This is a genomic window from Methylotuvimicrobium buryatense 5G (genome assembly GCF_000341735.1).
In the GTDB taxonomy this organism is placed as follows: domain Bacteria; phylum Pseudomonadota; class Gammaproteobacteria; order Methylococcales; family Methylomonadaceae; genus Methylotuvimicrobium; species Methylotuvimicrobium buryatense.
Genome location: NZ_KB455575.1, coordinates 3548840 through 3562801, shown reverse-complemented (window position 1 = coordinate 3562801; position 13962 = coordinate 3548840). Strand labels below are relative to the sequence as shown.

Genomic DNA, 13962 nt, shown 5'->3' with positions numbered 1-13962 from the left:
GATGAGTTTAGATAAAGAAATGCAGGAATTGCTGGTTAACTACACCATCGAAAGCGCCGAGTTATTGCAGGTCATGGAAGAGGGTTTGATGGAACTGGAAAGCATTGAAGAATCCGAAGAAACCATCAATGCAATCTTTCGCGCGGCTCATACAATCAAAGGTGGCGCGGGCATATTCGGGTTCGAACACATCGTCGGCTTTACTCACGTTGTTGAAAGCGTGCTCGATGCCATGCGAGACGGTCTTTTAAAAGTCGATTCTGAATTGGTCGCCGCGTTGCTGCCTTGTTGCGACCATCTCGGCATTCTAGTTCGAGAAATTGCCAAAGGACATACCGAAGAAAATTCTGATCTAACGAAGCAAAGTGAAAAAATAATTGCGGGATTGCAGCCCTTTCTCGATAACGCCGAGGGAAAACAGACCGATTCGAGCCAAGTGGCATCACAGTCTATCCAAGTGCAAGACGAAACCCATCGTGTCCAAAATATTGAGTGCGACAATTCAAAAAGCGGCAATTGGCATCTCTTTTTGCATTTCAATCCGGATTGTCTGCGCGATGGCATGGACCCGTTGTCGTTCATCCTTTATTTGACGAAGCTCGGTGAAATCATCGAGTTGACGACATCTACGCAAGCGTTACCAAGCGCCGGCGAAATGGATCCTGAAAGCAATTATCTCATCTTCGAAATTGTCTTCAAAAGCGATGCGGAAAAAGCCGATATCGAGAATGTTTTCGATTTCGTAAGGGCCGGCAGCCAAATTCATATCCTACCGCTGGAAAGCAAGATCGAATATTACATCGATTTGATCGACTCACTCGAATCAGATGACATGCAACTCGGCGAGTTGTTGATCAAATGCGGCGTCATTACGCGCCGCGAACTTGAAGAGGGACTTCAGGCTCAACAAGCCAAACGCGAACGACAACAGTCGCAGCATATCGGCGACATTCTTATCGAACAACAAACCGTACAAAAACCGATCGTCAGCGCCGCTCTCGAAAAACAGCAACGCGTCAAGGAGAGCAAGGCAATTGAGAACCAAAGTATTCGCGTTGACGCCGGACGACTCGACATACTAATCGATTTGATAGGCGAGCTAGTTATCGCCGGTGCATCCGCTAGCTTACGCGCCTCGCAAACCGGAGACATGGCTTTACAAGAAGCCAATGCGGCCGTCATTAGCCTTGTCGAGGAAGTACGCGACAGCGCACTGCAACTACGCATGGTGCCGATCGGATCCACATTCAGCCGTTTTCAACGCGTCGTTCGCGATGTCAGCAAAGAATTGGGTAAAGACATTAAGTTACATATCAGCGGCGCCGATACTGAAATCGATAAATCGGTCGTCGAAAAAATCGGCGATCCTTTGATGCATTTGGTGCGTAATGCGATGGATCACGGCATCGAGCCAGCCCAGTTGCGCATTGAACGCGATAAACCCGCGCAAGGAAATTTACAACTCAATGCTTACCATAGCTCGGGCAACATTGTAATCGAAGTTTCAGACGACGGACGCGGACTTGACCGTGACAAGATTTTAGCGAAAGCGGTCGAACGCGGGTTGATACAAGTTGGTGAAACATTGAGCGACCAGGAAGTTTATTCGCTGATTTTCGAACCCGGCTTTTCGACTGCCGATCAAATTTCAAACTTATCCGGCCGTGGCGTTGGCATGGATGTCGTCAAACGCAATATCACCGAATTACGGGGCGACATCGCTATCGACAGTACACCCGGAAAAGGTACGACACTGCGGATTTATTTACCTTTGACGCTTGCGATCATCGACGGATTTTTAGTCGGCGTCGGCGAATCTTCTTATGTGATACCGCTTGACAGGGTCGTCGAATGCGTCGCGCTGCCGCCTAATGAAAATCACGATTATATGGAATTGCGCGGCGAAGTTTTGCCTTTCATTCGCCTGCGCCAACTGTTCAACAAAAAGGCAACCCTATCAAAACGCCAAAATGTCATTGTCGTCGAACATCTTGGCGTCAAGGCTGGTTTGGTCGTCGACAAACTAAAAGGCGAACTGCAAACGGTAATCAAACCACTCGGAAAGTTGTTCGGGCATGTGCAAGGGGTCGGCGGCTCGACGATTCTCGGTAGCGGCGAAGTCGCACTGATTATCGATGTCCCGACATTGCTAAGACAACAAGAATTTGCTTCGAACACACATTGATATCCGCTACGACCACTGGATCGCACGTTTGCCTGGGTCCGGTAATCGACTGAAATGGTTATTCGTTAATTACACATAATCGGAAGATAACTATGAAAAATCTGACATTAAAAACAAAGTTAATCGGCATACAAGCCGTCGCTCTTATAGCGTTACTAATCGTCGGTGCATTCGGCTGGTACGGTTTAGTCGGCACGGCCGCTTCACTTAGCGAAGTCGGCGAAGTTCGTTTGCCGTCGGTACTCGGTCTTGAAATCATTAATGAAGGGCAAACCGCAATCAGCGCGTCCAACCGGCGCATCGCTTTTTTCGAGAACGACTATCAAGCGCAAACCCAATTTTCCGAAGAAGCGAATAGGAAAAAAAACATATGGCGCCGCATCGATAATGGCTGGAAACTTTACGAACCGCTGCCGCAAACCGAGGAAGAAGCCGTATTGTGGAAACAATTCGTCAGTGAATGGGAGGAATGGAAGTTAGCCGATAACAAGATTACCGATACGATTTCCGCATTAAGCGAAAATCGGGACGAGCAGCGTCAGAAGGATCTCTTCGCAGAGTTTTATCAACGCACTCAAAAGAACGAACCTTTATTCGCAAAAGCAGAAGCAACGCTAGCCAAAATCATCGATTTGAACGTCAAATATGGCGATGAAGCGGTTGCTGTAGGCAATCAGCAAGTCAATTCGTCGAAAACCATGATGCTGACCGGTGCTTTTTTGATGTTGATTGCGTTATTTGCTCTAGGGGCCTGGATAACTCGCAGCATCATGGCTCAACTCGGAGGAGAACCCGATTTCGTCGTCATGCTGGCCAATAAAATTGCAGTCGGCGATCTATCTACCCAAATCGAATTGAAATCCGACGATAGATCCAGTGTGATGGCGGCAATGAAAAACATGATGTCGGCTATTCAATCCTTGGTCGACGATGCCAATATGCTAGCTCAAGCCGCCACGGACGGTCGCTTGGCAACACGAGCCGAAGCGAGTAAACATCAAGGCGAATTCCGTAAAATTGTCCAAGGCGTGAACGATACATTAGATGGCGTAATTGTACCCGTCAACGAAGCCATCGATGTATTGACGCGAGTCGAACAAGGCGACCTTACACTCAACATTGCCGGCGACTACAAAGGCCAACTCAACGACTTCAAACAAACGGTCAACAATACCATCGTCAAGCTTTCGCAAACGATAGCCGAAGTCGTCGCAGCTGCCGACCAATTAGGTTCGGCTTCAGAGCAAATAAGCGCAACGTCGCAATCGTTGTCGCAAGCATCTAGCGAGCAAGCCGCCAGCGTCGAACAAACCAGCGCCAGCATTGAACAAATGGCCGCCAGCATTAATCAGAATTCGGAAAACGCCAAAGTTACCGACGGCATGGCCGGCAAAGCATCGAAAGAAGCAACCGAAGGCGGAGAAGCCGTCAAACAAACCGTCTCGGCAATGAAAGACATCGCGGCAAAAATCGGCATCATCGACGATATCGCTTATCAAACCAATATGTTGGCATTAAATGCCGCCATTGAGGCTGCTCGAGCAGGCGACCACGGAAAAGGCTTCGCGGTAGTCGCTGCGGAAGTGCGTAAATTGGCTGAACGTAGCCAAATAGCCGCACAAGAAATCGGCGAACTAGCGGAAAGCAGCGTTATGACCGCCGAAAGCGCTGGAAAATTGCTCGACGAAATCGTACCTAGCATCGCAAAAACGTCAGACTTGGTTCAAGAAATTGCCGCCTCCTCTCAAGAACAAGCCTCGGGTGTCAGCCAAATCAATACTGCGATGAATCAAATGAACCAGATCACTCAACAGAATGCCTCGGCAAGCGAGGAGTTGGCCGCGACTGCAGAAGAAATGACAGGGCAAGCCGAACAATTACAAAGCTTGATGGGGTTCTTCACTATCGCGCGGAACGAAAAAAAATCGCCGGCCTTTGCTGTCAGGGAGCAGAAAAAAACCAAACCTGTCAAACCGATCGAAGAATACGAAACAACCGACGTTGAGAGCGAATTCGATCTCAAGCAATTCGCACGCTTTTAGGAGGAACTCATGACTGAAATCGCAACGACAACCGAACGCAAGCCAGTGGTAAAAAACACGCAAACGCTCGCCAAGGCCGGTCAGTACCTCACTTTTATGCTAAACGGCGAAGTATATGCGCTGGGCATCTTGAATATCAAGGAAATCATAGCCTACGGCGAATTAACCGAAGTCCCGATGATGCCCGATTTTGTACGCGGTGTCATCAACCTGCGAGGTAGTGTCGTCCCGGTCATCGATCTGATGGCGCGCTTCGGCAAAGGAATGACGCCAATCGCCAAACGAAGCGGAATCGTGATCGTCGAAACCGAAAACGGGGGGGAGGGCTCACACGACATTGGCATCATCGTCGATGCCGTTAACGAAGTCATCGATATTGCACAACAAGAAATCGAGCCGCCCCCCAATTTCGGCATTGGCATCCGCCCTGACTTCATCAATGGCATGGCCAAAAGCAACGGCCGCTTCATTATTTTGTTAAACGGCAACCGCGTACTTTCGGTCGATGAAATGGCTGCATTGAGCGAGGCCGGCGAAACTCGTCCGTTAGACATCGAATAACGATGTGTCGATGTGTTATGGCTAAGCCCGAACAGCTCTGCCGATATTTGACGATCGTTTATATGGGAGCATGCTGACTATGGAATCCATACCTATTGCACTTCACATTTCGACATTATCGTATGAAGGCGCCGAGGTGTTCGGCTGATTTTCGATTCTCGGCAACTGCAGCATCACAAGAATGTTATGAATACAGATAAAACGCTATAGGTTAGGGATTATTGAGCGTACATAGATGTATTCACCGCGTCCTTTGTCACTATTCCGGTGCAGAAATTAGACTAGCAAAGAATAGAAATAATAATAAAAAATAATATTGAGCGTCATTCGGGCGAACGCGCATTGCTCAACCCAAGACAGACACAAACGCCACACGCACAGGAAACAACTTCGATGAGAAACAATGAACCGATCACACAGAACGAAGTGCATTTCGGCGAAGAGGACAAACTGGTCTCAACGACCGATTTAAATGGTGTCATTACCAGCGCCAGCCCGGCATTCGTCAAAATAAGCGGCTTCAGCGAACAGGAACTGCTGAAACAAAACCATAACATAGTCCGCCATCCGGACATGCCGCCGCAAGCGTTTCAGTCGCTCTGGAAAACAATCACATCCGGTCGCACCTGGAACGGCCGCATTAAAAACCGTTGCAAAAACGGCGATTATTATTGGGTCGATGCCCATGTTGCGCCGGTCTACGATAACGGCAAGATCGTCGCTTACCGCTCTTTGCGCTTTAAGCCAACCCGAATGCAAATCGAGGAAGCTGACAAGCTTTATCAAGAAATCAATGCAGGCCGGATAGCCAATCCTTTCGAAACCGGTAAACTCAGAACTTTTTTAAGCAATATCAAACTGTCTCATAAGTTTTTCATACTCGTATTTCTGGCAGTAACTATGTTCGCAGTTCCGACCGGAATGCTTATCGTTCGCGCAAACCAAGAGACATACGTCACCGAACAGGAAAAACTAGGCGTTCGATATGTACGGGAAACGATTAAGCTAATGCAATTGCTTCAACAGTATTCAAACATCAATAGCCGAGTGCTGTCTGGTACCGAGGGATTATCGGATCGTATTGAATCTATTAGCATCGCCATCGACAATCAAATAAAAACCATTGATACCATCGACAACGAATTATCCGATTTTGCTTTGACGCACTTTTGGGACGATATCAAATCCGATTGGCAGCGCATTACATATCGCAACACCCCGAAATCACCTTCAGAATTCGGCGCCGAGCAAAATGCCGGATTAATCGACAAACTGTCGGTTTTCAATCGCAAGCTCGCCGATGTATCCGGATTGGCATTAGACCCTGAAGTCGATACCTATTACTTGATGACGGTCGCTATCAATCAACTGCCGGATACGGCAAATTTATTCAACCAGTTAATAAATCGAAGTGCTCATGTATTAAAGCGACAAGTCATTTCCCCTGAAGATCAGGCAGCTCTTATACAGCTCATCGCAGCGCTACATAAGAACCAAACTTTATTAGATGAAAGTATCGCTAAAATTTCGGTGAACGATGACACACTCAACAATATTAGCCACACTCTGGCGAAAGATGCAAAGCAAATTACCCAACTCGTCAAAGATCGAATCATCGATATGAAATCTCCCCTGTTATCGCTTAATGCTTTTATTGATCAAACCGATGCGATGACTGCACGCCGTTACACTGCTTCCGACAGTTTCAATCGTGCATTATCCGATGCACTTAATGCGAGAATATATGAAATCAACAGTCACACATACACGATCTTATTGATAGTTTTGAGTTTGTTCGCACTTTTTTCTGTGCTGAGCTGGTTTATTGTGCGAGGCATACTACACCCGGTCTCGGTAATGGTCGATGCTGTCGGTAAGCTCGGCCGCGGTGAAATGCCCGAGCGCGATGAAACCGATTACGGTTTGGAATTCAATCAGCTCAAAGAAGGTCTCAACGCAGCCGTGTTGAGTGTACAGGCTTTGATCTCCGACTCAATAATCCTGTCCCAAGCCGCCGTCGAAGGGCGTCTCGAAACAAGAGCCGATGCATCGAAGCATCAGGGTGATTATCGAAAAATTGTCGAAGGTATCAATGCTACGATGGATGCCGTCATCGATCCGCTCGATCAGGTTCAGAGAATATTAATGGCGATGGAGCAAGGCGACATGACTCAGCAGATTAACGAACGATATAAAGGTCAACTCGAAGAGCTAAGAGCAGCGACAAACAATACCGTCCGAAAATTGGGACAAACTGTCAGCGAGGTCGTTGATGCCGCCGTGTTGTTAAACCGTGCGTCCAAGCAAATTCTTTCGACCTCCCAAGGGTTATCGGAATCGGCAAGCAAACAAGCAGCCAATGTCGAAGAAACCAGCGCCAGTATCGAACAAATGGCGGGAAGAATCGACCAAAACGCCGAAAACGCAAAAATGACCGATACGACAGCCGGCAAGGCCGCCCATGAAGCCGACGAAGGCGGGCTAGCCGTCAAACAAACCATCGCGGCAATGAAAATGATCGCCGACAAAATCAGCATCATTGATGATATCGCCTATCAAACCAACATGCTGGCTTTGAATGCAGCGATCGAAGCAGCCCGAGCGGGAGATCATGGTAAAGGTTTCGCTGTTGTCGCGGCAGAAGTCCGTAAACTGGCCGAACACAGCCAAATCGCCGCTCAGGAAATCGGCGATTTGGCCGAAAACAGCGTCAAAACCGCCGAAAACGCCGGGAGAATGCTCGACGAAATTGTTCCAGGCATTGCCAAAACCTCCGAATTGGTAAGAGAGATTGCGGATGCATCACGCGAACAATCCTCGGGCGTGCAGCAAGTCAATTTAACTATGTCCCAAATCAATACGATCACTCAGCAAAATGTCTCGGTCAGCGAGGAATTGGCGGCGACAGCAAAGGATATGACGCAACGTATCGAACAGTTGCACCGGTTAATGTCTTTCTTTCAAACCGAGGGGCGCAAAACCTCTCCGAAACATATACATCATTAAAAATGGACAGGTCGATTATGTCAGCCACAAGTCTTCAACGAAATCAATTTTTGTACGGCTCATTGACGCTCGAACGTTATGAATTCGAATGGATTAGAGATTATTTATACGAACGCGCAGGTATCGTATTGAACGATTCGAAAAAAGCACTTGTTTGCGGTCGCCTCGAAAAACGCTTACGCCATTATGGTTTTACGAGTTACAGTGAATATTTTCGACTGCTGGGTCAACCCGGCTTCGAGCACGAAACATTAACCGCAATCGATTTACTGACAACCAATGAGACTTATTTCTTTAGAGAGTACAAACACTTCGATTTTCTGATCGATCAATATTTCCCGACTTGTCAACCTGGGCAACGTCTGCGTTTTTGGAGCGCGGCAAGTTCGAGTGGAGAAGAATCCTATACGTTAGCACTACTAGCATCGGAACACGCCAAAACCAGCCAATGGGAAGTTGTCGGAACCGATATTTCTACGCGTATGCTCGATAAAGCAAGGAGGGGCCTGTATCCAATCGCTGCCGCCGATAAAATACCGAAGTCTTTGTTAAAAAAACACTGCCTCAAAGGTCACGGGGAATATGACGGTTTTTTCTTGATCGATGCAGGTTTACGCAGCCGTGTAAAATTTATACGGGCTAATTTAATAGAAAAACTACCTGACCTCGGAACTTTCGACATTATATTCTTGCGCAATGTGATGATTTATTTCGACGTCACCACCAAGCAACGCTTAATCGAACGAATACAACATTTTCTTCGGCCCGGCGGCTATTTATTTATCAGCCATTCCGAATCGTTGAATGGTTTCCATAGTAATTTGCGCATGGTATCGCCCTCGATTTACCGAAAGCCCTTATAACAACGAAGCGTTCACGGATTCCGATTTATTATCCGATTTATTAAAAGATTAACTCATCGCATATCCCTTAAGTTTATTAAAAACGAATCCTCTCCGATTGAAGCGCTTCCACCGCATAGAAGAATATTCATACTAACTAGGAAGGAGCATCACCATGAATTGCGAAACTAAGCAATTAAATTTATTGTTCGTTGAAGATAATGCCGATGATTGCGAACTACTGAGTTATCAGTTTCACAACGCCGGTTATCAGCTCAATTACGAACGTGTCGATAATCCGGAATCATTTCAACAAGCCTTGACAATAAATCAATGGCATGCGGTATTGTGCGATCATAATATGCCATGCTTCGATTTGATGTCTGCTCTGAATATTCTGAATCAGACGGGGCTAGATATTCCGCTGATTATCGTATCCGGCTCGATAACTGATGAAATAATGATTGAAGCAATGCAGGCCGGTGCACAAGATTTTATTCGTAAAGGCGATTTCGCCAGACTACTACCGGTTATAGAGCGTGAGTTACGGGAATTCTCTATTCGCGATGGACTGCGCAAAGCCAAAGCCAATATTCACCGTCTAGTTAATTACGACAATTATACCGGCTTGCCGAATCGCGAACATTTACTAGAAAATTTGCGCATGATATCGGCTAAAACCAATCAAGAAATGCCCTTTTCTCTGGTTCTATTTCGTTTGAATCGTCTACCGCAAAGCCGTTTTACCATTGGCAATGGCTTATACCAAGACTTAGTCAAAACAGTTTCGGAACGTATATCAAGTTTGTTGAAAGACGATGCTTATATGATCAGTCACAATTGCTTGGCCGTTATTGCCCATAACATACGCATCGATGTATTGCAAAAAACGCTGCTCGATTTACTCGACATTTTTTCGCAGCCTTTCTCTTTGGATGGTCAAATCGTATTTGCCGATATCTCGGTCGGTGTAAACACTTACCCGAATGGCGGTTCGACTGGCGAAGAGCTATTGCTCGGTGCCGAAATTGCACTGGAACATACGGATACTTACGGCGTCAAACCGTTAATCTTCTATTCATCGGAAATGAATTCGGGCTTACACGACCGCTACCTTTTAGAATCCGACATCCATCGAGCATTGGCTAGCAAACAATTTCATATCTTATATCAACCGCAAATCGATATCGCCAGCAGGAAAATTATCGGCGCTGAAGCCTTGTTGCGCTGGCACCACCCCACCCTAGGCATTGTGTCTCCGTTAAAATTCATTCCATTATTGGAAAGAACCGGCTTGATCGTCCCTGTTGGAAACTGGGTCATTCAAGAGTCTTGCCGACAAGCTAAGCAATGGCTAGACCAGATCGGACTACCGATCAAAGTGGCCGTAAATTTGTCTGTCATCCAATTTTATAAGAGCGGCTTACTAGAATCAGTCAAAAGAGCTCTCGATGACAGCGGTTTGCCCCCGCATTGCCTAGATCTCGAAATCACCGAAAATATTGCGATTTGTCATGAAGATGCAACATTGAGAATCATGTCGCATTTAAAGAATATGGGACTTTCATTGTCGATGGACGATTTCGGTACAGGTTATTCTTCATTGGCATATCTTCAGCGTTATCCGATTGACTTGCTAAAAATCGATCAATCCTTCGTACGAACAATCGAATCTCCACAATCGCGTCAGGCCGATATGCTGCGAGCAATCATAGGCCTCGGGCGTAATTTAGATCTCGAAGTACTCGCAGAAGGTATTGAAACTGAACAACAAGCCGAACTGGTTTTACAAAGCGGGTGCAGCTACGGGCAAGGCTATTTGTTTTCAAAACCAATACAAGGCAACTTCGTTTCGAACGAAATATTAAGATCTGTCGCTGCGTCGTGAATATATACTTAGTGTATTGATATCGGAAAAGCGCTCGGTAGTGATTAAAAATAGAGCTATCTCGCTCTCATTCAATCAGAGGCTGTTCGTTTTTTCTTAACACTGATCAGCTTAAGTGTTAGTCTTAGCCGACCGATTAACCCTAACAACAATAATACAATAATGGAAAACGGCACCTCATCCGAACTTACGGCGCCTTATATCGTCGGCATCGGCGCCTCGGCCGGCGGCCTTGAGGCTATCGAGTCATTCTTCAAGAAAATGCCGATCAATTCCGGACTCGCATTTGTCGTCGTTCAACATCTTTCGCCCGATTATAAAAGCCTGATGGCTGAATTACTGTCCAAGCATACCGAAATGCCCGTACATCGGATCGAGGATGGCATGGCAGTCAATCAGAACCACATTTACCTGATACCCCCTCGACAAAACCTAACCATTTTTCACGGCAAACTGTTGCTCAAGGAACAAGTTCGAACCGAAGGACTTAACCTGCCAGTCGATATCTTCTTGCGATCTCTAGCCGAGGATGCAGGAAATCGCGGGATTGCGATTATTTTGTCCGGAACAGGCAGCGATGGCACTCGCGGCATTCGGGCGATCAAGGAACACGGCGGCATGGTGATGGTTCAAGACGAAGAATCCGCCAAATTCACCGGCATGCCGAACAACGCAACCGCGACCGGGCTTGCCGATTTTATTCTTGCGCCGGACGAAATGCCTCCGCAGTTATTATCCTTCATTAAACATCCTTATTCCGGCAGCCTGGAAACGGACATCATCCCACAAGGCGGCACCAGCATTACCCGCATCTTCGCGCTGCTTCGCGAAAAATGCAAAATCGATTTTACCTATTACAAACCTAGTACTGTAATGCGCCGCATCGAGAGACGGGTCAGCATCAATCAACTTGCCGATTTGACCGAATATGTCCGGTTCATGGAAACGAACCAGCAAGAAATCAATACCCTCTATCAAGAGCTTTTGATCGGTGTGACATGTTTTTTCCGGGACGAATTCGTTTTTCAAGAGTTCAATGAAAAATGGCTACCTGAATCGATCGGAAAACTGCAAGGAGATGACCTACGTTTGTGGGTAACCGCATGCTCGACTGGCGAAGAGGCTTATTCGCTGGCGATGTTACTCGCCGAATATCGTGAGCAATCCGGACATTACTTCCGCATCAAAATATTCGCGACCGATATCGATCAAAACGCTATCGAGAAAGCGAGCGCCGGTTTGTACCCTGAAAGTATTGCCGCCGATGTGCCGCCAGAGCTATTGAGCAAATATTTTTCACGCAAGGAAGATAATTTTCAAGTCACGCAAAAAATTAGAGAAATGGTGGTTTTTGCCCAGCATAACCTGATCAAGGACCCACCATTCACCAATATTCATATGATCAGTTGTAGAAACGTGCTGATTTATCTGCAGCCGGTTTTACAGAAAAAAATCTTAGAATTATTCAATTTTTCGCTGACCAAGGACGGTTTGCTACTGCTCGGCACCAGCGAAACTATCGGCGATATGGTCGATTATTTCGACTTTGTCAGTCCTAAAACCAAACTATACCGCTCCAAAGGTAAATACAAAGCAACCGGGCTGACACCTTTGGAACAGCGCCCAATTACCGGTTCTAGCTTTCAACCTTCCTTCACAACGACTGTCAACCGCCCGGCCATCAACCGTTTTTCCGAAGACCGGACGTTAGAGCGTTTCGTCAACGGCATTGCAGGGGATATTTTGCCGTTTACAATGTTGGTTAACGAAAACATGGAAATCTCGCATACCTTCGGTGAAGCCAGAGACTATTTATCCTATCCCAGCGGTAAAATCAGCAGCGACGTCACGAAAATCGTCATAAAGGATCTGGCAATACCCATTGCAACCGGCATTAATAAAGCGTTAAAAGGCACGAATGAAATCGTCTTATCCAATATACGCATTCACGACCATGATCAATTAAGAACGGTCACGCTAACCATCAAAAACCTGCCCGGCAAGAAAAGCCAGGAAAAATTGCTCGCGGTCATGATCAGCGAAACGACCGAGCCCAATAAGCCGAACTCGACCGAACCTTTATCCTACGACGTCGACATGGATGCACGACAACGCATCAATGACCTGGAGCAGGAATTACAATTCACGCGAGAAAACCTGCAAACGACGGTAGAGGAGTTGGAAACATCCAACGAAGAGCTGCAAGCAACCAATGAAGAACTGCTAGCCAGCAACGAAGAACTGCAAAGCACCAACGAAGAGCTGCAATCGGTCAATGAAGAATTGTATACCGTCAACGCCGAGTATCAAGGCAAGATCACCGAATTAACGCTGCTTAATAACGACTTGGATAATTTGTTCAATAGCACCAATATCGCGACACTATTTCTCGACGAAAATCTCGAAGTCAGGCGCTTTACTCATCAACTCGAGTCGATATTCCATATCCGAGACAACGATCTCGGCCGGCCCTTTTTTCATTTGTCGCATTCGATTCTCGATATCAATCTGGATGCAATCGTCAACGAGGTGTCCGAAAATCAAACGCCGTTCGAACAGGAACTGCAAACCGCCAATGGCGATTGGTATCTATTGCGTGTTTTACCCTACGCCATATCCGACAATGCCTATGCCGGCATCATTCTGACTTTCATCGATATCGACCGGCTAAAACGCACCGAAACCGAGCTTAAGATACGCGAAAAAATGGAACGCGAACGCTTAGCCAATTTCGCGCTTTATTCTGACGACGCGATCACGTTGCAAGACTTGGACGGCAACATCGTCACCTGGAACCGCGGCGCCGAAAAACTCTACGGATGGACTGAACGGGAAGCGCTGGGCATGAAATTTCAATCGCTTATGCCGTCTGCCGACATCTCGATCGCTGCTAAGCTGCAGCAAAAAAATCATCTAGGCGAAGCCGTATCGCAATTTGAAACTCGGCGTATCACCAAAAGCGGTAAATTGATCGATGTTTCCGTTACGGCTTCGCTACTTTATTCCGAAAGCCAAGGCAACGAATTGATCGCCTTGACCGAGCGCGATATTAGTGCACGTATGACGGCGGTCAAAAACGATTGCGTCAGTTGCCTTCAGCGCCTTGCTTCGCTCGTGATGGATACCGAAGAATCGTTAATTTTACTGGACCCTAATGGAAAAATAACCGCTTGGAATAAAGGCGCCGAGAATTTATACGGTTGGCTCAAGCAAGAAACCATAGGCCGCAATATCGCGGACCTAACGCCCGAATCCGGCAGAACACAAGTACTGCGCTTTATCGCCGGATTGACGCGGGGATGTTCGGCCCCGCAAACGCTATCGACCCAAAGACTCACCAAGGACAATCAAGAATTAGCCGTCAAAATAAACGCATCGGTTCTCGGAGATCACGTCGGAGAAGCGCTTTTGATTGCATTCAGCGAACAACGACACTAA

At 46.9% G+C, this 13962-nt stretch carries 7 protein-coding genes; all 7 read left to right on the top strand.

The features are described 5' to 3' along the window. The first annotated feature begins 1 nt into the window (after nt 1). Complete coding sequence (locus tag METBU_RS0116070; RefSeq protein WP_017841597.1) at nt 2–2185, top strand: chemotaxis protein CheA; 2184 nt, start codon at nt 2–4, stop codon at nt 2183–2185. Between the two features lie 92 nt (nt 2186–2277). Then, nucleotides 2278–4227 carry a HAMP domain-containing methyl-accepting chemotaxis protein gene (locus tag METBU_RS24400; protein WP_017841596.1) on the top strand — a complete coding sequence of 650 codons (1950 nt, stop codon included), beginning with the start codon at nt 2278–2280 and terminating at the stop codon, nt 4225–4227. Between the two features lie 9 nt (nt 4228–4236). Continuing rightward, nucleotides 4237–4788: a chemotaxis protein CheW gene (locus METBU_RS0116060; RefSeq protein ID WP_017841595.1), complete on the top strand. Its 552-nt coding sequence runs from the start codon at nt 4237–4239 to the stop codon at nt 4786–4788. Between the two features lie 393 nt (nt 4789–5181). Continuing rightward, on the top strand, nt 5182–7794 hold the full coding sequence (locus METBU_RS25405) for a methyl-accepting chemotaxis protein (RefSeq protein WP_017841594.1): 2613 nt from the start codon (nt 5182–5184) through the stop codon (nt 7792–7794). A gap of 17 nt (nt 7795–7811) precedes the next feature. Continuing rightward, nucleotides 7812–8657, top strand: a complete 846-nt coding sequence (locus METBU_RS0116050) for a CheR family methyltransferase (RefSeq protein WP_017841593.1) — start codon at nt 7812–7814, stop codon at nt 8655–8657. Nucleotides 8658–8811: 154 nt separating this feature from the next. Continuing rightward, a complete protein-coding gene (locus METBU_RS0116045; RefSeq protein WP_017841592.1) occupies nt 8812–10524 on the top strand; it encodes an EAL domain-containing response regulator in 1713 nt (570 codons plus the stop codon). Nucleotides 10525–10686: 162 nt separating this feature from the next. Next, a complete protein-coding gene (locus METBU_RS0116040) occupies nt 10687–13962 on the top strand; it encodes a chemotaxis protein CheB (protein WP_017841591.1) in 3276 nt (1091 codons plus the stop codon).